This is a genomic window from Microbacterium sp. 4-7 (assembly GCF_014332665.1).
Lineage (GTDB): Bacteria > Actinomycetota > Actinomycetes > Actinomycetales > Microbacteriaceae > Microbacterium.
The window spans coordinates 299,946-324,267 of the sequence record NZ_MCRH01000007.1 but is presented as its reverse complement, the minus strand read 5'-3'; the positions used below and the strand labels follow the sequence as shown (position 1 = coordinate 324,267).

The following is a 24,322-nucleotide window of genomic DNA, read 5'->3' as shown; positions in this document are numbered from 1 at the left end:
CGGGTATGACGGCTCAGCGGCCGTTGATCTTGGGGGCGAACACCTTGGCGATGACGCGAGCCAGGAGGTTCAGCACCATCACGATGACGATCAGGGTGAGGGCGGCTGCCCAGGCCCGCTCGAGGTAGGCATCGACGGGGATGCCGGGGTATTTGGCCTGCATGTACGAGAACACCGGCAGTGTGGCCATCTGGCCGCTGAACATGTTCAGGTTCATGCCCTGCACGATTCCGACGGTGAGCAGCAGCGGGGCGGTCTCGCCGATCACTCGGGAGATGGCCAGCATGATGCTCGTCAGGATTCCGGCGATCGCGGTGGGCAGCACGACCTTGAGGATGGTGAGCCACTTCGGCACGCCGAGTGCGTAGGCCGCCTCGCGGAGCTCGTTCGGCACGATGCGCAGCAGCTCTTCCGAGCCGCGCACGACGACCGGGATCATCAGCACCGAGAGCGCGAGCGAACCCATGATGCCCATTCGCGTGCCCGGTCCGACGATGATCGAGAAGACCGAGTAGATGAAGAGACCTGCGACGATCGACGGGATGCCGGTCATGACGTCGACGAGGAAGGTGATGCCGCGAGCGAGCTTGCGGCCTTCGCCGTACTCGACGAGGTAGATCGAGGTCATCAGGCCGATCGGCACCGAGATGATCGTCGCGCCGAGGGTGATGAGCAGCGTGCCCCAGATGGCGTGCACCGCGCCGCCGCCCTCGCCGACGATGTTGCGCATCGAGAAGCTGAAGAACTCTCCGTCGAACCGCATGAGGCCGTTGACGACCACGGTGTAGAGCAGCGAGATCAGGGGCAGGAGCGCGACCACGAAGGCGCCGGAGACCAGCGCCGTCATGAGACGGTCGATCGCGTGGCGACGGCTCTCGACCACGGTGGAGATCACCATGATGAGCACCATGTAGAACAGCAGGCCGACGACGAGCGTCAGCGCGATGTTGAAGTCGGCGGGGTCGTTGCCCACGTTCATGAAGGCGAAGATCGTCGCCGACACGACGAATGCGACCAGCAGCAGTGCCCAGGGGGCCCACTTGGGCAGGTGGCCGGCCGAGGTGATGTGCGTCGGGGCGACGACGGACGCGGGCGACGGTGAGGGCGTGAGAGTGGCGGTCATGTCAGTTGGCTCCCGAGAACTCGGCGCGGCGCGAGACGATCCAGCGGGCCACGAAGTTGACCGCGAAGGTGACGATGAAGAGGATCAGACCCGCGGCGATCAGCGTGTTGACGCCTTCGTCGTGGGCCTCGGGGAACCGCAGCGCGATGATCGCAGGGATCGTCGTGGGGTTCTCCGGGTTGATCAGGTTGAAGGTGACGATGCCGAGCGGCGAGAGCACGAGGGTCACTGCCATCGTCTCGCCGAGTGCGCGACCGAGACCGAGCATCGCGCCCGACACCATTCCGCTGCGTGCGAAGGGGAGCACGGCCATCCGGACCATCTCCCAGCGCGTGGCTCCCAGCGCGAGGGCCGCCTCTTCGTGAAGCTTGGGCGTCTGCAGGAAGACCTCGCGGCAGATCGCGGTCATGATCGGCAGGATCATCACCGCGAGCACCAGGGAGGCGGTGAGGATCGTCTTGCCGGTTCCGGAGGGCGTTCCGCTGAAGAGCGGGATGAAGCCGAGGTTCGTGTTCAGCCACTTGTAGAAGGGCACGAGCATCGGCGCGAAGGTGAGCGCTCCCCAGAGGCCGAAGACGACCGAGGGCACGGCGGCCAGCAGGTCGATGATGTAGCCGAGGACGCCGGCGAGGCGGCGAGGTGCGTAATGCGAGATGAAGAGCGCGATGCCGATGGCGATCGGGGCGGCGATGACGAGGGCGATGAAGCTCGACCACAGCGTTCCGAAGACGAACGGCCACACCCACGACAGGAACGACTGCCCTTCGAGGATGTGGTTGTTGGAGGTGTCGGACGACAGCGCGGGGATCGCCTGCACGATGAGGAAGACTGCCACCGCGGCGAGGGTGACGAGGATGATGATTCCCGCCGCCAGCGCGGTGCCCGAGAAGACGAGGTCGCCGCGGCGGCGGGGAGCGGTGCGCGTCCCGGTGGAACGGGTGGTATCGGGACCCGTTGAGGTTGTGGTCATCGGAGCGACTCCAGGCTCTGAGGGACGTTCGGGGTTTTCATGCGGGTGCCCCCGCGGTGTCGGTCGAGTCCTACGACCGACACCACGGGGGCGTCGGGACCGGGGCTCAGCGGTGTGCTGAGCCGTCGATCACTCCGTGACGATCGCGTCGATCGCCGTGTTGATCTGCTCGCGCAGGCTGTCCGAGATCGGGGCGCTGCCCGCGGCCTCTGCTGCTGCGTCCTGGCCCTCGGCCGACGCGACGTACTGGAAGTACGCCTTCACGAGACCGGCGGTCTCGGCGTCGTCGTACTCGACGCAGCCGATGAGGTACGAGACGAGTGCGATCGGGTACGAGCCGGCGGGCGCTGCGGCCGGGTCGACGGCGTACGCGAGGTCGTGGTCGGAGCGACCCTCCTCGAGCGGGGAAGCCTCGACGAGCGCTGCGGCTGCCTCGGCGGAGTACGCGACGTACTCGCCCTCGACCTCGACGGCGACCTGGCCCAGGTCGGCGGTGCGCGATGCGTCGGCGAAGCCGATGTAGCCGACACCGTTGGTGATCGCGTCGACGACGCCCGAGGTGCCGTCGCCGGCCTCACCGGTCGACAGCGGCCACTCGTCGCTGGCCTCGTAGGTCCACACGTCGGGGGCGACGGCGCTGAGGTACTTGGTGAAGGTCTCCTGCGTGCCCGACGCGTCTGCGCGGTGCACGGGGACGATCGCCTGGTCGGGAAGCTCCACGCCCTCGTTCTGCGAGGCGATGGCGGCGTCGTTCCAGTTGGTGATGGCGCCGGAGAAGATCTTCGCGATGGTCTGGCCGTCGAGGTTCAGCTCGTCGATGCCCTCGAGGTTGAACGCGACGGCGACGGGCGAGATGTAGACGGGGATCTCGACGATGTCGTCGGAGGTGCAGGAGCCGAAGCCGCCTGCAGCGAGCTCGTCGGCGTCGAACGCACGGTCGGAGCCGATGAAGTTCGAGGAGCCGGCGATGAAGTTCTCGCGGCCGGTGCCCGAACCGGTTGCGGTGTAGTTCACCGTCGTGTCGGGGTTGGCGGTCTGGAATGCGGCGACCCAGGACTGCTGCGCGGCCTCCTGCGAGGAGGCGCCGGTGGCCTCGATCGTGCCGGAGAGCGTGGACTCGCTCGGGGCGTCGGTGGAGCCGCCGGTTCCGCCTTCGTTCGCGGCACAGCCGGCGAGTGCGAGAGCGGCAACGGCGCCGACGGCGCCGATACGTGCGATTCGGGAGATCTTCACTGTGGATCCTTCGATCTTTGATGGGTGGGGCCCGGTGCAGGGCACACAGTGACGCTATGTGCGGCGGTTAACGAGACTCTCCCGCGCAGGTGAACGGGAGGTGAACGGCACGCGTCTCTCTGGGGCATGCGAAAGGCCGCACCCGGAACCGGGTGCGGCCTTCCCACGGCTCGCGGCGCGAGACGGTCGGTGTCACGCCTTGGGGATGTGCGTCTCGATCGCGATGATCCCCGACCCCGGATTCGACGCCGAGAGGTGGACGACCGAGAAGGCGGCCGGTTCGAGATCGGCTGCGCTGCTCACGTACGAGCCGCGGACGGTGCCGGTTGCCAGCGCGATCTCCGTCAGGATTCCGGGGAGGACCGGGCCATGGCTGCACAGCACGGCGGGCTTGCCGGAGCGCACGCGCCGGCCGACCACGGAACGCAGATCGTCGTCGCCGTCCTCCCACGCATCCTGACTGATCTTAGGGGTGGTGACGGTCTTACGGTCGAGGGCTTTCGCGAGGGGCGCCACGGTCTGCATGCAGCGCACGGCATCGCTCGTGATGATCTTGCGCAAACCGAAGGCCCGCAGCGGACCGACGATCGACTTCGCCTGCTGCTCGCCGCGGTCTGTCAGAGGCCGTGCGGCATCCGCCCCGTCCCAGTCCGAGCGCGAGAGCGCCTTCGCATGACGCAGAGCGATGATCGGGAAGGTGCGCAGCACGCCGTCGTCGACGAGCTGCGTGAAGAAGTCGAGGATCTCGATGTCGACGGGGTAGCTCAGCCGGGCGCGGGCCTTCTTGACGCTCACCCATTCGAGCGCGGCGATCTCGCGGTTCGGCACGAAGGTCGAGGCGCGGATCGCGTCGGCCGTCGCCTCGGCCGCCCAGTAGTGCACGACCTTCTGCTTGCTCGACGGCAGGTGGTACCGACTGACGCCGACGGGCACGCCGAGGGAGACGCGGATGCCGGTCTCCTCATGCACCTCGCGCACCGCGGTCTCGGCGAGCATCTCGCCGGGATCCACCTTGCCCTTGGGGAGCGTGACGTCGCGGTACTTCGTGCGATGGATCAGGAGGATGCGCAGCTTGCCGTCGATGAGCCTCCACACGACCGCGCCGGCCGCATACACGGCCTTGTCCGTCCATTTCGACCGTGCGGTCTGGGTGCTCGTGTGCGCGCTCATCGAACCGCCCGTGCTCGACGACGCCGCTGGATCAACCCCATGGTCTTGTCCTGCAGGTCGACGAGGGGCTTGCCTGCGGCATCCTCGGCGTGGCGGGTCCAGACGCCGTCGGCTCCGAGGTGCCACGACGTGGTTCCCGGGTCCATGGCGAGATCGAAGAAATCGAGCAGATCCTTCATGTGGACCGGGTCGGTGACGCGCACCAGCGCCTCGACGCGGCGGTCGAGGTTGCGATGCATCATGTCGGCGCTGCCGATGTAGACCTGGGCATCGCCGTCGTTGTGGAATGCGAAGATGCGCGAGTGCTCGAGGTAGCGGCCGAGGATGCTGCGGACGGTGATGTTGTCGCTGATGCCCTCGAGGTCGGTGCGCAGGCTGCAGATCCCTCGGACCCACACGTCGACCTTCACGCCGGCGGCGCTGGCGCGGTACAGCGCGTCGATGACCTCTTCGTCGACCATCGAGTTCACCTTGATGCGGATGCCGGCGGGCTTGCCGTCCTCGGCATTGCGGCGCTCGTGGTCGATCTGGCGCACCAGTCCCTTGCGCAGGTGGAGCGGCGCCACGAGCAGACGCTTGAACTTCTTCTCGATCGCGTAGCCGCTGAGCTCGTTGAACAGACGCGTGAGGTCCTTGCCCACCTGGGCGTCGGTGGTGAACAGCCCGAAGTCCTCGTAGATGCGGCTGGTCTTCGGGTTGTAGTTGCCCGTGCCGATGTGCGAGTAGTGGCGCAGCACGCCGTCCTCCTCGCGGATGACGAGGGCGAGCTTGCAGTGGGTCTTGAGTCCGACGAGGCCGTAGACGACGTGGACTCCCGCCTTCTCGAGCTTGCGCGCCCAGACGATGTTGTTGGCCTCGTCGAAGCGGGCCTTGACCTCGACCAGCGCCAGCACCTGCTTGCCGGACTCGGCGGCGTTGATCAGCGCCTCGACGATCGGGCTGTCACCCGAGGTGCGATAGAGCGTCTGCTTGATGGCCAGCACGTGCGGGTCGCGCGCCGCCTGCTCGAGGAACGCCACGACGCTGGTGGTGAACGACTCGTACGGGTGATGCACGAGCACGTCCGACTTGCGGATCGCCTTGAAGATGTCGGCCCGCGTGTTGCTGCCGGTGGGCTGGAAGGCGACCGCGGTGGTGGGCAGATGCGGCGGGTAGCGGAGATCGGGTCGGTCGATGCGCGACAGGTCGAACAGGCCGCGCAGATCGAGCGGCCCGGGCAGGCGGTAGATCTCCTGGTCGGTGATCTCGAGCTCGCGCACGAGGAGGTCCATCGTGACCTCGTCCATGTCGTCCGTGATCTCGAGGCGGATGGGCGGGCCGAAGCGGCGCCGCAGCAGCTCGGCCTCGAGCGCCTGGATGAGGTTCTCGCTCTCGTCCTCCTCGATCTCCACGTCCTCGTTGCGGGTCAGGCGGAAGGCGTGGTGATCGAGGACCTCCATACCGGGGAAGAGGTCGCCGAGGTGGTTGGCGATCAGTTCCTCGAGCGTCAGGAAGCGCTTGATCTCGCCGGTTCCGGGCACCTCGACGAAGCGGGGAAGCATGGGCGGCACCTTGAGGCGGGCGAACTCCTGGCGGCCGGTGCGGGCGTTGCGGATGCGGATGGCGAGGTTGAGCGACAGTCCCGAGATGTACGGGAAGGGGTGCGCGGGGTCGACCGCGAGCGGCATGAGGACGGGGAAGACCTGCGCGCCGAAGTACTCGGAGAGCTTGGACCGCTCGTCGTCGCTGAGCTCGGACCATTCGGTGATCTCGATGCCGGATTCGGCGAGAGCCGGTCGCACCAGCGACTTCCACGCGTCGGCGTGGCGCAGCTGCAGCGCGTGCGCCTCGCGAGCGATGTCGGCGAGGGCGTCGGCGGGGGAGCGGCCGATGTTGGTGGGCACGGCCAGGCCGGTCACGATGCGACGCTTGAGCCCGGCGACGCGGACCATGAAGAACTCATCGAGGTTGCTCGCGAAGATGGCGAGGAAGTTCGCGCGCTCGAGTTCGGGGAGCGAGGGATCCTCCGCCAGCTCGAGCACGCGCTGGTTGAACGCGAGCCAGCTCAGCTCACGATCGAGGTAGCGGTGGTCGGGGAGGAGCGCGTCCGGGGACTCGATGGCATCGAAGTCGTCATCTTCAGCGTCACCGAGACCTGCGTCGGCGAGTGCGGGATCGATCATGGGGTACATCTAAGCACCGTGAGGTGTCGCGCGCGTGAACTGACCTCTCGTGCGTCAGCGCGCAGCGGCGACCGGCTCCTCGTCGTAGACGTTGAATCGGTAGCCGACGTTGCGCACCGTGCCGATGATCTGCTCCTGGTCGCCCAGCTTCGCCCGCAGTCGGCGGACGTGCACGTCGACCGTTCTGGTGCCGCCGAAGTAGTCGTATCCCCACACCTCGCTGAGCAGCTGCTCGCGGGTGAACACGCGAGAGGGGTGCGTGGCGAGGAAGTGCAGCAGCTGGAACTCCTTGTAGGTGAGGTCCAACGGGCGTCCGCGGAGCTTCGCCGAATAGGACTGCTCGTCGATCGTGACGCCAGACGCCTGTACGCGGGTCGGTTCGGCGACCTCGTCACGGCGTGCGAGTGCGAGCCTGACCCGCGCGTCGGTCTCGGCCGGCCCCGCAGTCGACAGCAGCACGTCGTCGATGCCCCACTCGCCCGAGAGGGCGCTCATGCCGCCCTCGGTGACGACGAGCAGCAGCGGGGCGTCCTGCCCTGTGGCGCGCAGCAGGCGGCAGAGGGACTTCGCCCCGACGAGATCGAGACGGCCGTCGACGATCACGATGTCGTACTCGGGGGCGCTCACGAGTTGGGCGGGCTCGGCCGGGATCTGACGCACTCGATGGCTGAGGAGCTCGAGTGCGGGCAGGACCTGCTCCGAGACCGGAGCATTGGTCAACACCAGGACCTGGGCCACACGCACTCCTTCCGGACGGCGGGGTACGCCGTGCCGCAATGATACCGGGCGCTGATGGGTGACAATGGAGTCATGACGGATCCAGCGCTCGCACCGCGTAATGCTTTCGTCGGCGTGCTCATCGTCTGGGCCGTCGCCTTGGTGGCCGCTGTCGGCGTGGGCATCTTCGTCGCCGAGGAGTGGCGGGTGCCGTGGCTGCTCGTCGCGTTCGGCGCGATCGTGCTCCTCTCCTTCGCCGTGCAGCTGCAGTACGGGCGCACACAGGGCTTCATCTTCCGTGTGGGCGCCAGCACGATCGGCGCGCTGCTGCTGATGGGCGTGATCTCCGTCGGCTTCGGCCTGGCCGCACTCCTCACCTGATCCGCAGACGAGACACCGGGTCTACCGCAGGGTAAAGTGGTGGCCATGGATCTCATGGCGCTCGAACTCTTCTTCATCGGCCTCTTGGGCCTGGCGAGCCTCGCGATCGCCTTCGTCTCGGTCGTCGTGCTGAGAAACCTCTTCCGCGGCCAGCGCTGAGCATCGTGCTCGAGCTCCCCACCGATCTCCCCGCCGACCTCGCGCCGCTCTCGTGGCTCATCGGCGTCTGGGAGGGAACCGGCGTCATCGACTATCCGGTCGGCGACGAGCGTCTACAGGGTGAGTTCACGCATCGCGTGAGCTTCAGCCACGACGGCGGTCCGTTCCTCAACTACTCGGCCACTGCGACGTTCACCGGCGACGACCAGGCGGTCTCCCTCCCGCTCGTCGCCGAGACCGGTTTCTGGAGACTCAGCCGTCCGGCCACCGCCGCCGATCCCGGCCCCGGGCTGCTGCCGCCGCTGACCGAGCCGGTCACGCGCGGCGTCGACGACGTCGAGCAACTGCGCGCGGCATCGGGCGGATTCCCGATCGAGGTCTCTCTCGCACATGCCGACGGGACGCTCGAGCTCTACCTCGGCGAGATCGACGGTCCGCGCATCGACATCGCCTCCGACGCGATCGTCCGCGGTGCGGGTGCCAAGGAGTACGGCGCCGCGACGCGCATGTACGGACTCGTCGACAACCACCTGCTCTGGGCCTGGGACATCGCGGCTCTCGGCACTCCTATGCGGGCGCACGCGTCGGCACGATTGGCCAAGGTCTGACATGACCGGTTTCTCCGGCATCCCCGGCGCCGTGACCGGCGACGGCGGGATCGCCCACTTCGGCGACGCGTTCCGTGAGCAGCGTCGCCTCGCCTCAGGCGGGGCGATCGTGCCGCTCGACGACCGGACGGTCATCGAGGTCGCGGGCCCGGAACGACTCGGATGGTTGGATTCCATCACCTCGCAGTCCGTCGGTCGGCTCGCGCCCGGCGAGAGCACCGAGATGCTCGTGCTCGATCCCCAGGGGCGCGTCGAGCACGCCGCCGGCGTCCTCGACGACGGGGCATCGACCTGGCTCATCGCGGATGCCGGCGACGCCGAGGCGTTGGCGACCTGGCTGACGCGGATGAAGTTCCGCACACAGGCCACCGTGGCGGTGCGTCCCGATCTCGCGCTGCTCGGCTTCGTCGACGGAGGCGCGGCGGCTGAGCGTGGGACTGCTGCGGCATCCGCTCCTGCAGGCGCACCGCTGATCTGGACCGATCCGTGGCAGCGCGTGAGCGCGGGCGGTCACCAGTACGCCGAGGTCCTCGATCACCCGGGTGCAGACCTCGCCTGGAAAGTGGCCATCGCGACCGCCGAGGCAGCAGATGCGCTGGCAGCGACGCTCTCACCGGAAGAGGTCGCCGGACTCCTCGCCGCCGAGGCACTGCGCATCGCCGCCTGGCGACCGCGGTGGTCGGCCGAGGTCGACGAGCGCTCGCTGCCGCACGAGTCCGACTGGATCCGCACCGCCGTGCACCTCAACAAGGGCTGCTACCGCGGACAGGAGACCGTCGCGAAGGTCCACAACCTGGGTCACCCGCCGCGCAGGCTCGCGGCACTGCACCTCGACGGCAGCGAGGCCGTGCTGCCCGCGGTCGGCGATGCGGTGCTCGCGGGCGACGACGAGGTCGGTCACATCACCTCGGTCGCCCGGCACCATGAAGACGGACCCATCGCGCTCGCGATCCTGTCGCGTCGCACGCCGGTCGGCGATCTCGTCGTCCGCGCCGAGGGGGCCGACATCGCCGCGACGCAGCAGGTGATCGTGCCGGCGGATGCCGGTGCCACGGCCGACATCCCTCGTATCACCCGACTGTCCCGACGCCCGAGCGCACCGGATCCGCGCCAGGCGGGCTGACTCGCGGGGCGAGCAGTGCCCTTCACGGGAGCGGCGCGACCGCATCCCAGGGGAGCGTGAGCTCACCGAGTCGCCACCGGCTCTTGACGCCGAGCACGGGCCAGCCCTGATCGCGCAGAGCGGCGACCGCGCCCAGGAATCTCTGCGTCGCTCCGAAGGTCGACAACGGCGCCGCACGGCTCCACTCGCGATCGAGGTCGACGAGCAGGGCGTGCACGCGCTCGCCGGGCACGTTGCGGTGGATCAGCGCTTTCGGCAGCCGCTCCGCGACGATGCTCGGACGCTCGAGATCCGCGAGACGCAGGGAGATCGTGAACCGGAGCGGCGATCCGGTCGGGTCGACGTCGACCCAGCTCGACACCCGACCGATCTCGTCGCAGGTGCCCTCGACGAGCAGGCCCTCGGGAGCGAGGCGCCCGGCCATCGTGCTCCAGGCCGCGGCGACATCGGACTCGTCGTACTGGCGGAGCACGTTCATCGCGCGGATCACCGCGGGGCGCCGCCCGGCAGGCAGAGGCACCTCGAATCCACCGCGGGCGAAGGAGACGCGCAGATCGGGCGAGAAGGCGGTGTTCCCTGCCTGCACCTCGACCAGCTGCTGAGTCGCGGTCGCGACTCTGACCGGATCGATCTCGAGGCCGCGCACCTCGGCATCCGCTCGCACGCGCTGCAGTCGGGTGGCGAGCTCGAAGGCGGTCACCCCGCTGGCGCCGTAGCCGAGGTCGATGACGAGCGGATCCGCGGCGCGGCGGAACGCGGGGCTCACCGCGATCCAGCGGTCGTTGCGGCGCAGCCTGTTCGTCCCGGTGGTGCCGCGGGTCGGCCGACCGAGGGGAGATGACGCCATGCGTCAATCCTCGCAGGGCATGGGCGTGGACGCGTCCGGCTGCGCCGATAAACTGGGGCCATGACTTCGAAGCGCACCCTGATCCTGCTCCGTCACGGCCGGAGCGAGTGGAACGAACTGAACCTCTTCACCGGATGGGTGGACGTCCGCCTGAACGAGCAGGGCCGGAACGAGGCCCGCCGAGGCGGCGAGCTCCTGGCCGAGGCGGGCATCCTGCCCGACGTGCTGCACACCTCGCTGCTCAGCCGTGCGATCCAGACCGCGAACATCGCGCTCGACGCGGCCGACCGTCTGTGGATCCCGGTCACGCGCTCGTGGCGCCTCAACGAGCGTCACTACGGCGCTCTGCAGGGCAAGGACAAGGCGCAGACGCTCGAGGAGTTCGGTCCGGAGCAGTTCCAGCTGTGGCGCCGTTCGTTCGACGTGCCGCCGCCCGTGCTCGACGACGACAGCGAGTTCAGCCAGGTGAATGACGTGCGCTACGCCGACATCGACGGCGAGGTGCCGCGGACGGAGTCGCTGAAGCTCGTCATCGATCGCCTGCTGCCGTACTGGGACGACGCGATCGTCCCCGACCTCGAAGCAGGCAAGACGGTCCTCGTCACCGCGCACGGCAACTCGCTGCGCGGCCTCGTGAAGCACCTCGAGGGCATCAGCGACGATGACATCGCCGAGCTGAACATCCCCACCGGCATCCCGCTCGTGTACGAGCTCGATGAGAACAACGTCCCCACCGGTCCCGGCCGCTACCTCGACCCCGAGGCTGCCGCCGCCGGTGCTGCCGCCGTGGCAGCGCAGGGCAAGAAGTAACACCGCAGACGAAGGGGGCGGATGCTGACAGCATCCGCCCCCTTCGTCGTGTCATCGGCGCTCAGGCGTGGCCGAGCTCCTGCTGCTGCTCGACCGCGAGGGCGATGTCCTCCTCCTCGATGCGCCAGTCGCCGGTCGCCAGGTAGATGACCTTCTTGGCGACCGCGACCGCGTGGTCTGCGAAGCGCTCGTGGTAGCGGCTGGCGAGCGTCGCGTCGACCGTCGCCGTGGCCTCGCCCTTCCAGTTGTCGCTGAGCACCTTTTCGAAGACGCTGGCGTGCAGCTCGTCGATGTCGTCGTCGGTGTTGCGGATGGTGTCGGCCAGCTTCAGGTCCTGGGTTCGCAGCAGCTCGGAGAGCGTGCGCGAGATCTCGACGTCCAGCTCGCCCATCTTCGTGAAGGTGCCCTTGAGGCCCTTCGGGATCGCGCGCTCGGGGAAGCGCAGGCGCGCGAGCTGGGCGATGTGCTCGGACATGTCGCCCATGCGCTCGAGCGAGGCGCTCACGCGCAGCGCGGTGACGACGACGCGCAGGTCTCGCGCGACCGGCTGCTGGCGGGCGAGGATCTCGATGGCCTGCTCGTCGAGCGCCACGGCCAGCGCATCGATCTTGGCGTCATCGGCGATGACCTCTTCGGCCAGCTCGACATCGCTCGTGGCGAAGGAGCGGGTGGCCTTGTCGATGGAGACCGTGACGAGGTCGGCGATCTCCACGAGCTGGGACTGCAGGTCCTCGAGGGACTGATGGAAGACTTCGCGCATGTCGGCGCAACCTTTCGTTCGGGTCTCGGCTGTGGTGTCAACGCGAGACGGCCGGGCCGCTCGCACGAGAGGAGAGCACAGCGCTCCCGCACAGGCCCGAAAGCGATTGTCTGCTCCGAAGGTTAACGAACGGTGCCCAGCACGTGAATAGTACTTCTCGCCGTGGCTCAGGGTCGGGCGAACCCGCCGATCCGCGGGTGAACGCACTCTACGCTGGGGTTATGACCTTGCCGCAGATCGCGCTGCTCGCGTTGGCCGTCGGCCTCGTGATCGGCGTCGGCCTCTCCCTTCTCGTGGCCTGGGCATACCGTGCGCGGGCGCGCGTGGCCGATGAGACCTCGCTCGTGGTCCCGGAGGGTGTGACCGCCGTGCTCGGCAGCATGGACGATGCGGCATGCGTGGTCGATTCCTCCGGACTCGTGCTCGCCGTCTCGAAGGCGGCGACCAGGTTCGGCATCGAGGTGGGCACACCCCTGGAGAACCCCGAGCTGCGTCAGCTCGTGCGTGGCGGACGCATCGAGGGCAGTTCGGCGACCGAGTCGCTGCGCATCACGCGCGGCGGGCTCAGCCTCGATCCACGGCTCGTGTCGGCTCGGGCGAGCGCCATCAGTCCGCGCATGACGCTGCTGATCATCCGCGACGTCACGGAGCAGGAGCGCCTCGATCAGATGCGCCGAGACTTCGTGGCGAACACCAGTCACGAGCTCAAGACCCCTGTGGGAGCCGTCACTCTGCTCGCCGAGGCCATCGAATCGGCGGCCGACGACCCTGCTCAGGTGCGTCACTTCGCGACCCGGATCTCGGCCGAAGCCGCACGTCTCGGTCAGCTGACCGGTCGGATCATGAGTCTCTCGAGACTGCAGACCGACGATGCGCTGTCCGATGTGCGGCCCGTCTCGATCGACGAGGTTCTCGCCACCGCGCTCGAGGCGCATGTCGTGCAGGCCGACTCTGCCGGGGTCGAACTCGCCCGCGGCGGCGATCGCGGAGTCTGGGTGCGCGGCGACTCGCAGATCCTCATCGAGGCCTTCGGCAACCTCATCGCGAACGCGATCGTCTACTCCCCGAAGGGGTCGCGCGTCGGCATCGGTGTGAAGGCCGATGAAGGGGTGGTCGAAGTGGCGGTCTCGGACCAGGGCATCGGGATCGCGGAGGCGGATCGGGAGCGGATCTTCGAGCGCTTCTATCGGGCGGACGAGGCGCGGTCCCGGCGCACCGGCGGAACGGGGCTCGGACTCTCGATCGTCAAGCATGCGACACAGCGCCACGGCGGCGAAGTACGCCTCTGGTCGCGCCCCGGACGAGGCTCGACCTTCACCATCAGGCTTCCGAGGATCGACGCTCCCCCGAGCATCGACAAGGACCAGAAGAACAAGAAGAAGCGCGAGCGCAAAGCGGCCAAGGCCGCTGCTCGCGTCCGAAACGGAGAGAACGCATGACCCGCATCCTTCTCGTCGAAGACGAGCCCGACCTCGCCGACCCGCTCGCCTACCTGCTGCGCCGAGAGGGGTACGAGGTCGAGATCGCCGAGGACGGTCCAGGGGCGCTGGCCGCCTTCCGCGAGCGTGGCGCCGACGTCGTGCTCCTCGACTTGATGCTGCCCGGCATGCCGGGCACCGAGGTGTGCCGGCAGATCCGCTCGACCTCGGCTGTGCCGATCATCATGGTCACGGCCAAGGACTCGGAGGTGGACATCGTCGTCGGACTCGAGCTCGGCGCCGACGATTACGTCACAAAGCCGTACTCGTCTCGCGAGCTGCTCGCCCGGATGCGCGCGGTCCTTCGTCGCGTGGTCCAGGCCGACAGCGAGCTCGACGAGCGCGTGCTCGACGGGGGACGCGTCTCGCTCGACATCGATCGCCACACCGTCTCGGTCGCCGGACAGCAGATCAACATGCCTCTGAAGGAGTTCGAGCTCCTCGAGGTGCTGATGCGCAATTCAGGTCGAGTGCTCACGCGCGGTCAGCTGATCGACCGCGTGTGGGGGAGCGACTACTTCGGAGACACGAAGACGCTCGACGTGCACATCAAGCGGATACGCTCCCGCATCGAGGAGAACCCGGGGGAGCCCGTCATGCTCGTCACGGTCCGCGGTCTCGGGTACCGCTTCGAGGGCTGACGCAGTCGTCGGACGGCACGCCCGCCCCCTTGACGGAGAAGAGGCCGGCACCCCGCAGGGTGTCGGCCTCTTCGTCAGCGTATGCGCCGGCTCACTCCGCCGGAGCGGGGGCAGCCGTGTCCGTGGGGACCGGCTCGGGCGTCGGTGTCGACTCCTGCTCCATGGGCACGAGGTCGGCGTAGTACGGCAGAGTGCCGTCGAGAACGGGAACCTGAGTCTTCGTGCCGGCACCGTCGCCCGACTGGAAGTGGATCTCGATGGTCGCGCCGGGCATGGTGTCGAGTCCGTCGATGCGCAGCGGCTCCTCGTCGGCACCGAAGCTGACGGTCTTGCCCGCGGGCACGGAGACGGTGAACGGCTCATCGGAGCCCGACACGGTCATCGTGAGCGTCGCCTTGTCGGCGGTCGGGTTGACCACGGCGCCGATGAAGTTGCCGACCGATCCGTCTTCGTTCGCGACGATGAAGGCATTGCGCACGTCGATGGGACCGTCGGAGTCCGAAACGTTGACGCCGTCGGAGGCGGAGTATTCGATCGTCGTCGCCTGCGGCGAGATGAACGTGCAGCCCGTCGCGCCCAGAAGAACGAGGGCGCTGATGGCGGCAGACGCAACAAGGCGCGATTTCACGGGTCCTCCTGAGGTACGACGGGATATCCGCGTCCCATTCTATGCGCATGCGGGGCACCGCCCGAGGACGCGGCGGCGCGAACCTTAGCGCATGTCCCCTGTGGTATCCTTGAGGTTGCCGAAAGGACAAGTTTTTATGCTTTTTGAGGTTGGCGAAACTGTCGTCTATCCGCACCATGGCGCTGCGACCATCATCGAGGTCAAGGAGCGCATCATCAAGGGTGAGGCGAAGAAATACCTGAAGCTCAACGTGACCCAGGGGGACCTCATCATCGAGGTGCCTGCGGAGAACGTCGATCTGGTCGGGGTCCGCGATGTCATCGGCCGGGAGGGGCTCGACAACGTGTTCGAGGTGCTCCGCGCTCCGTTCACCGAAGAGCCCACGAACTGGTCTCGTCGTTACAAGGCGAACCTCGAGAAGCTCGCCTCCGGCGACGTGATCAAGGTGAGCGAGGTCGTCCGTGACCTGTGGCGTCGGGATCAGGACCGCGGTCTGTCGGCCGGTGAGAAGCGGATGCTGGCGAAGGCTCGTCAGATCCTCATCTCGGAGCTGGCTCTGGCGGAGAAGACCGACGAGGACAAGGCGAGCGCGCTGCTCGACGAGGTCCTCGCTTCCTGAGCGGATCGAGACAAGGCGGGTGCTTCGGCATCCGCCTTTTTTCGTGCGCGCCGGTAACGTGAACCTGGTGAGCATGCTTCCCGTCCCTGACACCGCGATCATCGTCGTCGCCGCCGGCTCCGGCACGCGACTGGATGCCGGAGCGCCCAAGGCGTTCGTCGGCATCGACAGCCATTCGATCCTCCGCCACGCGCTCGACGGCGTCTTCGCGGCGGCGCCCGCCCAGGTCATCGTGGTCGCCCCCGCAGGGTTCGAGGGCGACGCGGAGACCGAGGTGCGTGCTGCGGCCGGCGATCGCGTCGACCTCGGAAGGGTCGTGATGGGTGGAGAGACCAGGCAGCAGTCGGTCGCCGCCGGTCTGAAGGCCCTGTGGGGAGACATCACGCGAGTTCTCGTGCATGACGCGGCGCGCGCGCTGACCCCGCCGGAAGTGATCGACGCCGTGGCCCGGGCGATCGACGGCGAGACAGGGGTCATCCCGACGCTCCCCGTCGTCGACACGCTCAAGCGGGTCGACGGAGACGCGGTCATCGCGCCGGTGGATCGCTCCGAGCTCGCGGCAGCGCAGACGCCGCAGGGCTTTCCGCGCGCCCTTCTCGAGGCCGCCTACGATGCTGCGAGCGGCTCGGACGTCGAGTACACCGATGATGCGGCGCTGTTCGCCGCCGCCGGACATCTCGTGCGTCAGATCCCGGGTTCGCCCAGCGGATTCAAGATCACCACGCCCGCCGACCTCGAGCGCGCCCGCCAGCTGCTGGCGGCTGTCGCCGTTCCGGCACCCGAGCTCGCCCCGACGTGGACGGGACCCCGGGTCGGCCTCGGCACCGACGTGCATGCATTCGGCGGAGACGGGAACCTGTGGCTCGCCGGCCTGCAGTGGCCGGGGGAGCCGGCGCTCTCCGGGCACTCCGACGGCGACGCCGTCGCTCACGCGATCGTGGACGCGCTGCTCGGCGCTGCAGGGCTCGGAGACATCGGCGAGCACTTCGGCACCGCACACCCCGAGTACGCCGGCGCACACGCGGACGTCTTCCTCGCCCGCACCCGGGAGATCCTCACCGAGGCCGGTTTCGCGATCGGCAACGTCTCGGCGCAGTTCCAGGGCAATCGACCGCGCTTCAGCACGCGACGCGCGGAGGCGGAGCAGGTCCTGTCGACCGCGCTCGGCGGCGCGCCGGTCTCCGTCACGGCGACCACGACCGACGGACTCGGGTTTCCCGGGCGAGGCGAGGGGATCGCGGTGACGGCAGTCGCGATGGTGCATGCGGTCTGACAGGCGTCGCGGATTGCGCGGGAATGTCTCAGCATCCGCGCTCGTTGTCGGAGAACGTCGTGCGATCGTCGCGCGATCCGGAGGAGGCAGCATGAGGATCCTGGTCATCGGAGCCAGTGGACAGGTCGGCCGCACGGCCGTCGACGCGTTGGCCGGACACGAGGTCATCTCGGCGTCGCGCAGCAGCGAGCCGTCCGTCGATGTCACCGACTCGGCGTCGGTGGAGCACCTCTTCGCCTCGGTCGGACAGATCGATGCCGTGATCGTCGCCGTGGGAGAGGTGCCCTTCCGCTCGCTCGACGAGCTGAGCCGGAGCGACTACGAAGCGGCTTTCCGCGGCAAGGTGCTGTCGCAGCTCGACGTCGTGCGCATCGGCACGTCGTATGTGCGCGACGGCGGCTCGATCACGCTGACCTCCGGCATCCTCTCGCGCGAGCCGATCGCCACCGGCGCCGCGGCGTCGCTCGCGAACGGAGCCATCGAGTCCTTCGTCGTCGCCGCGGCGACCGAGCTGCCCCGCGGCATCCGCATCAACGCCGTGAGCCCGTCGGTGCTCGCGGATGCGCCGTCGTATCACTCGTCGTTCCCCGGCTTCGTGCCCGTGTCGTCGCACCGCGTGGGGCAGGCCTTCGCGAAGAGCGTGCTCGGCGTGCAGACCGGGCAGGTCTACCCGGTCGACTGAGCGGCGGCAGGGCCGGGGTCACACCCAGTCTTCGGATTGCGCCGCCCGGTAAGCTTGTGCGGTGACTCTCCGCCTCTACGACACCCGCGCACAGCAGCTGCGCGACTTCGTGCCTCTCGATCCCGAGAACATCACGATGTACGTCTGTGGAGCCACCGTGCAGTCCGGCCCTCACATCGGTCACGTCCGAGCGGCGCTGAGCTTCGACCTCCTGCGGCGCTGGCTCACTCACCGCTACGGCCGCGTCACGTTCGTGCGCAACGTCACCGACATCGACGACAAGGTGCTCGTCAACGCGACAGACGTCGAGCCGTGGTGGGCGCTCGCATACCGCATGGAGCAGGAGTTCACCGCAGCGTATGCCGGCATCGGCATCCTGTCCCCGACTTATGAGCCGCGCGCGACGGCGTCCGTCCCGCAGATGCAGGAGCTGATCGCGATCCTCATCGAGCGCGGCCACGCGTACCCTGCACCGGACGGTTCCGGAGACGTCTACTTCGACGTCCGCTCGTGGACGGAGTACGGGTCGCTGACGAACCAGTCCGTCGACGCGATGGAGGCGGCGGAGGATGCCGACCCTCGCGGCAAGCGCAACCCGCAGGACTTCGCGCTGTGGAAGGGTGCCAAGCCCGACGAGCAGGCGGATGCCGTGTGGCAGTCGCCCTGGGGCGCAGGTCGCCCCGGCTGGCACATCGAATGCTCGGCGATGTCCAAGCGCTACCTCGGATCCGAGTTCGACATCCACGGCGGAGGCCTCGACCTGCGCTTCCCCCATCATGAGAACGAGCTCGCCCAGTCGACCGCGGCCGGAGACGGCTTCGCACGCTACTGGGTGCACAACGGCCTCGTGACGGTCGGCGGACAGAAGATGTCGAAGTCTCTGGGCAACTTCACCCTGGCGAGCGACGTGCTCTCGGAGCGGGATCCGCAGGTGGTGCGCTACGCACTCGCCGCCGCGCACTATCGCTCGAGCCTCGACCTCTCGGAGTCGTCCTGGACCGAGGCAGAGGCGGCACTCGGCCGCATCCGCACGTTCGTCGAGCGCGCAGAGCGCATGCTTCCGAAGACCTTCGGCTGGGGGGAGCGCACGTCGCTGCCCGAGGCGTTCGCCACCGCGATGGATGACGACCTCGGCATCCCGCAGGCGCTCGGAGTCCTGCACGACACCGTGCGCGCGGGCAATGCGGCGCTCGACGCCGGTGATGCCGACGGCGCCGGGACGGCGAGGAGCGAGGTGCTCGCGATGCTCGACGTCCTCGGATTCGAGCGCGTGGGTGTCGCGTCGACGGGCGATGCGCAGGCCTCTGCTCTCGACGCGCTCGTGCAGACGATGATCACCCAGCGCGCGCAGGCGCGCGCTGACAAGGACTGGGCGGCGGCCGATCGCATCCGTGATGCGATCGCCGCGGCAGGAATCACGCTGGAGGACTCTCCGGCCGGAACTCATTGGAGTATCGATGGCTAAGCCACAGCGCCCCGGCGCAAGCAACGGCAAGAAGAAGGGCCCCACCAAGGGCACCGGCGGACTCGGACGCAAGTCCCTCGAGGGCCGCGGACCGACCCCGAAGGCGGAGGATCGCGCCTGGCACCCGGCGGGCAAGCGCAAGGCCGCGGCCGAGCGCTATGCGGCATCGGGTGGAAAGGGCAAGCCGGGGCAGCGTCAGACGTCCGGCGGAAACCCGAACCGCTCGGCCCGCGCGAAGGACAACACCACTGAGGTCGAGGTCGTCACCGGCCGCAACTCGGTGCTCGAGGCTCTCCGGGCGAAGATCCCCGCGTCGGCGTTCTACATCGCGCAGCGCGTCGAGATGGACGACCGCGTCAAGGAGATGCTGTCGATCGCCACCCACCGCGGAATCCCGGTCCTCGAGGTCACGCGTCAGGAGCTCGACCGCATGGCCGGCTTCGACGGAGTCCACCAGGGCGTCGCCGTCAAGGTGCCGCCATACGAGTACGCGCACCCGCAGGACCTCCTCGAGGCCGTCATCGACAAGGGCGAGGTCCCGCTGTTCGTCGCCCTCGACGGCATCACCGACCCCCGCAACCTCGGCGCGATCATCCGCTCGACCGGTGCGTTCGGCGGACACGGCATCATCCTGCCTCAGCGCCGTTCGGCCGGTGTGAACTCGGCAGCCTGGAAGACGAGTGCCGGTGCTGCGGCACGCGTGCCGGTCGCACTGGCGACCAACCTCACCACGCAGCTCAAGGAGTTCAAGAAGCAGGGCGTGTTCGTGCTCGGCCTCGACGGCGACGGCGACGTGCTGCTGCCCGAGCTCCAGCTGGCGGACCGCCCCGTCGTGATCGTGACCGGTTCAGAGGGCAAGGGCCTCTCGCGTCTGGTCGCCGAGACCTGCGATCAGATCGTGTCGATCCCGATCTCGGCCGTGACCGAATCGCTCAACGCCGGCATCGCGACCTCGGTCGCGCTCTACCAGGTGTCGTCCATCCGCAACGCGAAGAAGTAGGGGAGAAGGTCATGGCTCGGATCGTCGTGCTCGGAGGAACCGGCTACGCCGGACGCCACATCGTGTCCGAGGCGGTGAGCCGCGGCCATGACGTGATCGCGATCTCACGCAGCACGCCGACCGATGCTGTCGACGGCGCCTCGTACGTGCAGGGCTCGGCGCTGGACGCCTCGTCGCTCGCGAACGCCTTCGACGGAGCGGATGCCGTCGTCTCGGCCCTCTCGCCGCGTGGCGACATGGCGGACCGCGTGCTCGAGGCGCTGACGAACGTCATCGCGGAGCTCGCCGATACGAGCACCCGTCTCGGCGTGGTCGGCGGCGCCGGTGGAAGCCTGGTCGCCCCGGAGGGCCCGCGCCTCTTCGACCTCGACTTCCCTGAGGAGTACAAGCACGAGGCACAGGTCGGCATCGACTCGCTCGCACTGCTCCAGAGCACGGACCGGTCGCTGGACTGGTTCTTCATCCACCCGGCCGAGGTCTTCGGACCCTGGGCCGAGGGTGAGCGCACCGGTCACTATCGCGATGGTGGAGATGTGCTCGTGCGTGACGCCGAGGGCAAGTCCTTCATCTCGGGGGCGGACTTCGCGGTCGCGGTGGTCGACGAGATCGAGCGCCCGGTGCACCGTCGCGGACGCTTCACGGTCGGGTACTGACCTCAGACGAGGTCGCGCCAGTCGACCTCGTCGTCGTCATCGGCGACGGAGTGCGTGCCTGTGATGACGGGCAGGCTCATCGTCTCGGTGGGCGGGCCCATGATGGTCGCCTCGTCGCGGCGGTGGCGCAGCACCTCGTTGATGTAGCTCGTGAGGACCTCGGCGAGCGGGACTGAGCGTCCCTGCGCCTGAGAGAGATACCACCGGTGCTCGAGCACCTGGTGGAACACCTCCGCGGGTTCGAGCTTGGCGCGCAGCTCCCAGGGGATCGCACGCACAACGGGCTCGAACACGCGGGTCAGCCATTCGTGCGCGTACATCTCCTCGTCGACCCACTGCTTGGTCGAACGGGCACGGAACTCGTCGAGATCGTTGAGCAGGCGGCGGGCCTGGTTCTCCTCGACGTCCAGGCCCGTGAGGCGGATCAGGCGGCGCTGGTGGTGTCCGGCATCCACCACCTTCGGCTGGATCTCGACGACCGTGCCGTCGGAGGTCGTCGACATCGACATCTCGTCGATGTCGAATCCGAGGGCGTTGAGGCGTTCGACGCGCTCCGTGATGCGCCAGGTCTCCGCCGCGGCGAAGGACTCCTGCACCGTCAGCTCCGCCCACAGCGAGTGGTACGACGAGACGATGCCGTCGGCGATCGCGACCGCGTCGACGCCGTGCTCGAGCCGTCCGCCGGCCGCGAGGTCCATGATCTCCCCGGCGATGTTGGTGCGGGCGAGGTCGAGGTCGTAGAGGCGCTGCCCGTCGGTGAGCCCCTCCTCGTGCAGTTCACCGGTCTCGGCGTCGACGAGGTAGGCCGCGAAAGCGCCGGCGTCCCGGCGGAAGAGCGTGTTCGAGAGCGAGACGTCGCCCCAGTAGAAGCCGACGTTGTGCAAACGCACCAGGAGCACCGCGAGGGCGTCGACCAGGCGATTCGCCGTGTCGGGGCGCAGCACCCGGGTGAAGAGGGCGCGATACGGCATGGAGAAGCGCAGGTGCGAGGTGACGAGCGCGGCGGGGAGCGGCTCGCCGGCGGCATCCGATCGCCCCGCGATCACGGCGACGCGGTCGACGCAGGGCACATCGAGCCTGGCCAGGTTGCCGAGCATCTCGTACTCGCGCCTCGCCATCTCATCGGTCGTCTCTTTGACCGCGACGACCTTGCCCGAGAGGTCGGCGAAGCGCACCAGATGCCGTGACAGCCCCTTGGGGAGCGACACGATCTGCTCGGACGGCCACTTGCCGAGCGGGGTCGACCAGGGGAGGGCGAGCAGGGCCGGGTCGATCGAGCTCGCCGTGATCCGCAGCGCATCCTGCATGTCTCTCCAGTGTGTGGGGGCGGAAAAGAAAGAAGCGGCGCGGGCGACCGAAGTCAGCCCGCGCCGCGTCAGTGGGTCCGATCAGGCGGAGACGATCGGCTTGTCGTTCAGGCGAACGCCCGACTCGATGTCGAACGCGTGCACGTGGCCCGCGTTCGCCGCGAGGGTGACGGTCTCACCGGCGTTGGGGTGGCTGCGACCGTCGACACGTGCGACCAGGTCGGCGCGCTTGCCGTTGATCTCGGTGTGACCGTAGAGGTAGCCGTCAGCGCCGAGCTCCTCGACGAGGTCGACGACGACCGAGAGGCCCTTGCCGTCGGCGGGGCCGACGGTGATGTCCTCGGGGCGGACGCCGACGGTGACCTGCGAGCCGTTGGCGCGGCCCACGGTGTCGCGGTCGAGCGGGACGACCTCGGTGCCGAAGCGCACGCCGCCGTCTGCCAGGTCTGCGCTGAACAGGTTCATCGCGGGCGAGCCGATGAAGCCGGCGACGAAGACGTTCTCGGGCTTCTCGTACAGGTCACGCGGCGAACCGACCTGCTGGAGGAGTCCGTCCTTCAGCACGGCGATGCGGTCGCCCATGGTCAGAGCCTCGGTCTGGTCGTGCGTGACGTAGACCGTGGTGACGCCGAGGCGGCGCTGCAGCGACGCGATCTGCGTGCGCGTCTGGACGCGGAGCTTGGCGTCGAGGTTCGACAGCGGCTCGTCCATGAGGAAGACCTGGGGCTGACGGACGATCGCGCGACCCATCGCGACACGCTGACGCTGACCACCCGAGAGGGCCTTCGGCTTGCGGGTCAGGTACTCCTCGAGGTCGAGCAGCTTCGCGGCCTCGAGCACGCGGCTGGCGCGCTCTTCCTTACCGACGCCGGCGATCTTGAGCGCGAAGCCCATGTTCTCGGCGACCGTCATGTGCGGGTACAGCGCGTAGTTCTGGAACACCATCGCGATGTCGCGGTCCTTCGGCGGCACGTCGGTGACGTCGCGGTCACCGATGAGGATGCGGCCGGCGTTGACCTCTTCGAGGCCGGCGAGCATGCGCAGCGAGGTGGACTTTCCGCAGCCGGACGGGCCGACGAGAACGAGGAACTCGCCGTCAGCGACCTCGAGGTTGAGCTTGTCGACAGCCGGGCGGGTTCCGCCGGGGTAGAGGCGGGTGGCCTCGTCGAAAGTCACAGATGCCATTGTGTTTCTCCTTCACCGGCAGGTACGTGCCGGACGATCCGTAGTGATAGAGCGGCGGAGCGATCCGCCGTGACCCCTCATCGGGTCGGGATCAGTATGGCAGATGCCCGTGCATCTGGGTATTTCTCAGCCTGGCTGGTTAACATCGATCTCGGCCGCTTAACGCGGCGTTCGCCGCCCGAGTGGCGTCCGGGGCCACCCTGCCCCCCCTGAGACTGTCTAGAGGAACGATGTCGAGCGACGAGACGCCGAACGTCCCCAGCCCTCGCAATTCGCGTGAGGTCGTGCGGGAGAAGGCACAGAAGGTGCATGCCCAGCAGTCGAGGGCGCGCGTGATGCGACGAATCATCCTCGGCGCGATCGCCGTCGTCGCCGTCGGCGCCATCGGCACCGCGATCACGCTCGCCGTCTCTGCACAGGTCTCGAAGCCGCAGCTCACCCCGGGCGGGATGAACGACGACGGCATCCTCGTCTCCGACATCAGCGCGTCCGCGATGTCCGACGAGACGGTCGCGCCTCCGAGCCCGGAGGAGACCGAGGCGGGTGGCGAGACGACGCCGACCCCGCAGCCCACCACGTCGAGCACGGTCGACATCCACATCTACGTCGACTACCTGTCGCCGGATGCCGGTGAATTCGAGCGCGCCAACGCGCGCCAGCTCGTCAACTGGATCTCGGAGGGTGCGGCGACGGTCACCTACCACCCGGTCGCGCTGCTCACCGCGAGCTCGAACGGCACCAAGTACTCCCTGCGTTCGGCGGCGGCCGCGGCCTGTGTCGCGACGCACTCGCCGGCACAGTTCTACGCGTTCAACCACGACCTGCTCGATGACCAGCCCGAGGTGAACACCGACGGCTTCTCCGATTCTCAGCTGGCCGACATCGCCGGCGCGGTCGGCTCGGACAACGTCAAGAGCGTCCGGTCGTGCATCGAGGATCAGGACTACGTCACCTGGGCGAAGGAAGCCACGTCCCGTGCGCTGGAAGGCCCGCTCGTCGGTTCGGACGACCTCGTGCTCACTGCCGCGCCCATGATCGTCGTGAACGGCGAGGCCTACGTCGGCGCCCTCGACGACCCGAGCGAGTTCTCGCAGTTCGTGCTCACGGTCGCAAGTGACGCGTACTACGCCACCGAGACTCCGACTCCCGCGCCGACCGAGACCACGGAGCCCGCACCCTCGGAGACCCCGGCGCCGTAGTTCGTCGGTGCCCGCCGCCCATCGCTAAGCTGGGGGGGTGTCCGCCGACTTGGCGCAATTGGTAGCGCACCGTACTTGTAATACGGGGGTTGCAGGTTCGAGTCCTGTAGTCGGCACCGTCCAGCGGAT

Annotated in this window: 24 protein-coding genes and 1 tRNA gene; 14 read left to right on the top strand and 11 right to left on the bottom strand. The window is 68.3% G+C overall.

The window, feature by feature from the left end; genetic code table 11:
- Positions 1 to 13 precede the first annotated feature (13 nt).
- The 6 genes from pstA to BEP68_RS16170 all read right to left on the bottom strand — a co-directional run bounded on the left by pstA (position 14) and on the right by BEP68_RS16170 (position 7,396).
- The gene (gene pstA, locus BEP68_RS16195; RefSeq protein ID WP_053097332.1) at positions 14 to 1,123 is read right to left on the bottom strand and encodes a phosphate ABC transporter permease PstA; all 1,110 of its coding nucleotides are present in this window, start codon (positions 1,121 to 1,123) and stop codon (positions 14 to 16) included.
- A gap of 1 nt (position 1,124) precedes the next feature.
- Positions 1,125 to 2,093, bottom strand: a complete 969-nt coding sequence (gene pstC / locus BEP68_RS16190) for a phosphate ABC transporter permease subunit PstC (protein ID WP_053097329.1) — start codon at positions 2,091 to 2,093, stop codon at positions 1,125 to 1,127.
- Between the two features lie 129 nt (positions 2,094 to 2,222).
- A complete protein-coding gene (pstS, locus tag BEP68_RS16185; protein WP_053097327.1) occupies positions 2,223 to 3,326 on the bottom strand; it encodes a phosphate ABC transporter substrate-binding protein PstS in 1,104 nt (367 codons plus the stop codon).
- 192 nt (positions 3,327 to 3,518) lie between these two features.
- Positions 3,519 to 4,496, bottom strand: a complete 978-nt coding sequence (locus BEP68_RS16180) for an NUDIX hydrolase (protein ID WP_187250569.1) — start codon at positions 4,494 to 4,496, stop codon at positions 3,519 to 3,521.
- Entirely contained in the window at positions 4,493 to 6,658 is a 2,166-nt protein-coding gene (locus tag BEP68_RS16175; protein ID WP_053097323.1) for an RNA degradosome polyphosphate kinase, read from the bottom strand. The genes BEP68_RS16180 and BEP68_RS16175 overlap by 4 nt, the downstream gene beginning before the upstream one ends.
- A gap of 54 nt (positions 6,659 to 6,712) precedes the next feature.
- The gene (locus tag BEP68_RS16170) at positions 6,713 to 7,396 is read right to left on the bottom strand and encodes a winged-helix domain-containing protein (protein ID WP_053097321.1); all 684 of its coding nucleotides are present in this window, start codon (positions 7,394 to 7,396) and stop codon (positions 6,713 to 6,715) included.
- Between the two features lie 72 nt (positions 7,397 to 7,468).
- Here BEP68_RS16170 and BEP68_RS16165 point away from each other — a divergent pair, with 72 nt between their 5' ends.
- The 3 genes from BEP68_RS16165 to BEP68_RS16155 all read left to right on the top strand — a co-directional run bounded on the left by BEP68_RS16165 (position 7,469) and on the right by BEP68_RS16155 (position 9,646).
- Complete coding sequence (locus BEP68_RS16165; RefSeq protein WP_053099202.1) at positions 7,469 to 7,756, top strand: hypothetical protein; 288 nt, start codon at positions 7,469 to 7,471, stop codon at positions 7,754 to 7,756.
- Between the two features lie 164 nt (positions 7,757 to 7,920).
- On the top strand, positions 7,921 to 8,523 hold the full coding sequence (locus BEP68_RS16160; RefSeq protein ID WP_187250568.1) for an FABP family protein: 603 nt from the start codon (positions 7,921 to 7,923) through the stop codon (positions 8,521 to 8,523).
- Between the two features lies 1 nt (position 8,524).
- On the top strand, positions 8,525 to 9,646 hold the full coding sequence (locus tag BEP68_RS16155; RefSeq protein ID WP_187250567.1) for a YgfZ/GcvT domain-containing protein: 1,122 nt from the start codon (positions 8,525 to 8,527) through the stop codon (positions 9,644 to 9,646).
- Between the two features lie 22 nt (positions 9,647 to 9,668).
- Here the strand turns inward: BEP68_RS16155 and BEP68_RS16150 are convergent, their stop codons facing one another.
- Complete coding sequence (locus tag BEP68_RS16150) at positions 9,669 to 10,493, bottom strand: class I SAM-dependent methyltransferase (protein ID WP_053097315.1); 825 nt, start codon at positions 10,491 to 10,493, stop codon at positions 9,669 to 9,671.
- 60 nt (positions 10,494 to 10,553) lie between these two features.
- Between BEP68_RS16150 and BEP68_RS16145 the strand changes: the two genes are divergently transcribed.
- Positions 10,554 to 11,303 carry a phosphoglyceromutase gene (locus BEP68_RS16145; protein ID WP_187250566.1) on the top strand — a complete coding sequence of 250 codons (750 nt, stop codon included), beginning with the start codon at positions 10,554 to 10,556 and terminating at the stop codon, positions 11,301 to 11,303.
- Positions 11,304 to 11,364: 61 nt separating this feature from the next.
- Here BEP68_RS16145 and phoU read toward each other — a convergent pair whose 3' ends face one another.
- Positions 11,365 to 12,063: a phosphate signaling complex protein PhoU gene (phoU, locus tag BEP68_RS16140; RefSeq protein ID WP_053097311.1), complete on the bottom strand. Its 699-nt coding sequence runs from the start codon at positions 12,061 to 12,063 to the stop codon at positions 11,365 to 11,367.
- A 221-nt stretch (positions 12,064 to 12,284) separates the two neighbouring features.
- Here phoU and BEP68_RS16135 point away from each other — a divergent pair, with 221 nt between their 5' ends.
- On the top strand, positions 12,285 to 13,502 hold the full coding sequence (locus BEP68_RS16135) for a sensor histidine kinase (protein WP_187250565.1): 1,218 nt from the start codon (positions 12,285 to 12,287) through the stop codon (positions 13,500 to 13,502).
- The gene (locus tag BEP68_RS16130) at positions 13,499 to 14,182 is read left to right on the top strand and encodes a response regulator transcription factor (RefSeq protein ID WP_053097307.1); all 684 of its coding nucleotides are present in this window, start codon (positions 13,499 to 13,501) and stop codon (positions 14,180 to 14,182) included. The genes BEP68_RS16135 and BEP68_RS16130 overlap by 4 nt, the downstream gene beginning before the upstream one ends.
- Before the next feature lie 91 nt (positions 14,183 to 14,273).
- Here the strand turns inward: BEP68_RS16130 and BEP68_RS16125 are convergent, their stop codons facing one another.
- Positions 14,274 to 14,810, bottom strand: a complete 537-nt coding sequence (locus BEP68_RS16125) for a DNA modification methylase (protein WP_187250564.1) — start codon at positions 14,808 to 14,810, stop codon at positions 14,274 to 14,276.
- Between the two features lie 136 nt (positions 14,811 to 14,946).
- Between BEP68_RS16125 and BEP68_RS16120 the strand changes: the two genes are divergently transcribed.
- From BEP68_RS16120 to BEP68_RS16095, 6 genes are all read left to right on the top strand, one after another.
- The gene (locus BEP68_RS16120) at positions 14,947 to 15,429 is read left to right on the top strand and encodes a CarD family transcriptional regulator (protein ID WP_053097304.1); all 483 of its coding nucleotides are present in this window, start codon (positions 14,947 to 14,949) and stop codon (positions 15,427 to 15,429) included.
- A 73-nt stretch (positions 15,430 to 15,502) separates the two neighbouring features.
- A complete protein-coding gene (ispD, locus tag BEP68_RS16115; RefSeq protein WP_222839486.1) occupies positions 15,503 to 16,702 on the top strand; it encodes a 2-C-methyl-D-erythritol 4-phosphate cytidylyltransferase in 1,200 nt (399 codons plus the stop codon).
- Positions 16,703 to 16,793: 91 nt separating this feature from the next.
- Positions 16,794 to 17,384 carry a short chain dehydrogenase gene (locus BEP68_RS16110; RefSeq protein ID WP_056279884.1) on the top strand — a complete coding sequence of 197 codons (591 nt, stop codon included), beginning with the start codon at positions 16,794 to 16,796 and terminating at the stop codon, positions 17,382 to 17,384.
- Between the two features lie 61 nt (positions 17,385 to 17,445).
- Positions 17,446 to 18,849, top strand: a complete 1,404-nt coding sequence (gene cysS / locus BEP68_RS16105; RefSeq protein ID WP_056279887.1) for a cysteine--tRNA ligase — start codon at positions 17,446 to 17,448, stop codon at positions 18,847 to 18,849.
- Positions 18,842 to 19,849, top strand: coding sequence for a 23S rRNA (guanosine(2251)-2'-O)-methyltransferase RlmB (rlmB, locus tag BEP68_RS16100; RefSeq protein WP_053097298.1), 1,008 nt, complete (start codon positions 18,842 to 18,844; stop codon positions 19,847 to 19,849). The genes cysS and rlmB overlap by 8 nt, the downstream gene beginning before the upstream one ends.
- Before the next feature lie 11 nt (positions 19,850 to 19,860).
- Positions 19,861 to 20,502: an NAD(P)-dependent oxidoreductase gene (locus BEP68_RS16095; protein WP_072591608.1), complete on the top strand. Its 642-nt coding sequence runs from the start codon at positions 19,861 to 19,863 to the stop codon at positions 20,500 to 20,502.
- A 2-nt stretch (positions 20,503 to 20,504) separates the two neighbouring features.
- Here the strand turns inward: BEP68_RS16095 and BEP68_RS16090 are convergent, their stop codons facing one another.
- Positions 20,505 to 21,809, bottom strand: coding sequence for a DUF4032 domain-containing protein (locus tag BEP68_RS16090; RefSeq protein ID WP_053097294.1), 1,305 nt, complete (start codon positions 21,807 to 21,809; stop codon positions 20,505 to 20,507).
- 81 nt (positions 21,810 to 21,890) lie between these two features.
- Complete coding sequence (locus tag BEP68_RS16085; protein ID WP_053097292.1) at positions 21,891 to 22,994, bottom strand: ABC transporter ATP-binding protein; 1,104 nt, start codon at positions 22,992 to 22,994, stop codon at positions 21,891 to 21,893.
- A 230-nt stretch (positions 22,995 to 23,224) separates the two neighbouring features.
- On the opposite strand from BEP68_RS16085, the gene BEP68_RS16080 reads away from it, so the two are divergent.
- Both BEP68_RS16080 and BEP68_RS16075 read left to right on the top strand, forming a co-directional pair.
- A complete protein-coding gene (locus BEP68_RS16080) occupies positions 23,225 to 24,193 on the top strand; it encodes a DsbA family protein (protein WP_187250562.1) in 969 nt (322 codons plus the stop codon).
- 43 nt (positions 24,194 to 24,236) lie between these two features.
- A tRNA-Thr gene (locus tag BEP68_RS16075) sits at positions 24,237 to 24,309 on the top strand.
- Positions 24,310 to 24,322: the final 13 nt, after the last annotated feature.

What these genes read in the sequence shown, in the direction of transcription:
- BEP68_RS16165 (WP_053099202.1), top strand. Translation starts at nt 7,469, where the DNA reads ATGACGGATCCAGCGCTCGCACCGCGTAATGCTTTCGTCGGCGTGCTC.
- BEP68_RS16150 (WP_053097315.1), bottom strand. Translation starts at nt 10,493, where the DNA reads ATGGCGTCATCTCCCCTCGGTCGGCCGACCCGCGGCACCACCGGGACG.
- BEP68_RS16080 (WP_187250562.1), top strand. Translation starts at nt 23,225, where the DNA reads ATGTCGAGCGACGAGACGCCGAACGTCCCCAGCCCTCGCAATTCGCGT.
- BEP68_RS16120 (WP_053097304.1), top strand. Translation starts at nt 14,947, where the DNA reads ATGCTTTTTGAGGTTGGCGAAACTGTCGTCTATCCGCACCATGGCGCT.
- ispD (WP_222839486.1), top strand. Translation starts at nt 15,503, where the DNA reads ATGCTTCCCGTCCCTGACACCGCGATCATCGTCGTCGCCGCCGGCTCC.
- BEP68_RS16135 (WP_187250565.1), top strand. Translation starts at nt 12,285, where the DNA reads ATGACCTTGCCGCAGATCGCGCTGCTCGCGTTGGCCGTCGGCCTCGTG.
- BEP68_RS16095 (WP_072591608.1), top strand. Translation starts at nt 19,861, where the DNA reads ATGGCTCGGATCGTCGTGCTCGGAGGAACCGGCTACGCCGGACGCCAC.
- BEP68_RS16130 (WP_053097307.1), top strand. Translation starts at nt 13,499, where the DNA reads ATGACCCGCATCCTTCTCGTCGAAGACGAGCCCGACCTCGCCGACCCG.
- pstA (WP_053097332.1), bottom strand. Translation starts at nt 1,123, where the DNA reads ATGACCGCCACTCTCACGCCCTCACCGTCGCCCGCGTCCGTCGTCGCC.
- rlmB (WP_053097298.1), top strand. Translation starts at nt 18,842, where the DNA reads ATGGCTAAGCCACAGCGCCCCGGCGCAAGCAACGGCAAGAAGAAGGGC.
- BEP68_RS16145 (WP_187250566.1), top strand. Translation starts at nt 10,554, where the DNA reads ATGACTTCGAAGCGCACCCTGATCCTGCTCCGTCACGGCCGGAGCGAG.
- BEP68_RS16090 (WP_053097294.1), bottom strand. Translation starts at nt 21,809, where the DNA reads ATGCAGGATGCGCTGCGGATCACGGCGAGCTCGATCGACCCGGCCCTG.
- BEP68_RS16175 (WP_053097323.1), bottom strand. Translation starts at nt 6,658, where the DNA reads ATGATCGATCCCGCACTCGCCGACGCAGGTCTCGGTGACGCTGAAGAT.
- BEP68_RS16180 (WP_187250569.1), bottom strand. Translation starts at nt 4,496, where the DNA reads ATGAGCGCGCACACGAGCACCCAGACCGCACGGTCGAAATGGACGGAC.
- pstC (WP_053097329.1), bottom strand. Translation starts at nt 2,093, where the DNA reads ATGACCACAACCTCAACGGGTCCCGATACCACCCGTTCCACCGGGACG.
- BEP68_RS16085 (WP_053097292.1), bottom strand. Translation starts at nt 22,994, where the DNA reads ATGGCATCTGTGACTTTCGACGAGGCCACCCGCCTCTACCCCGGCGGA.
- BEP68_RS16155 (WP_187250567.1), top strand. Translation starts at nt 8,525, where the DNA reads ATGACCGGTTTCTCCGGCATCCCCGGCGCCGTGACCGGCGACGGCGGG.
- BEP68_RS16110 (WP_056279884.1), top strand. Translation starts at nt 16,794, where the DNA reads ATGAGGATCCTGGTCATCGGAGCCAGTGGACAGGTCGGCCGCACGGCC.
- phoU (WP_053097311.1), bottom strand. Translation starts at nt 12,063, where the DNA reads ATGCGCGAAGTCTTCCATCAGTCCCTCGAGGACCTGCAGTCCCAGCTC.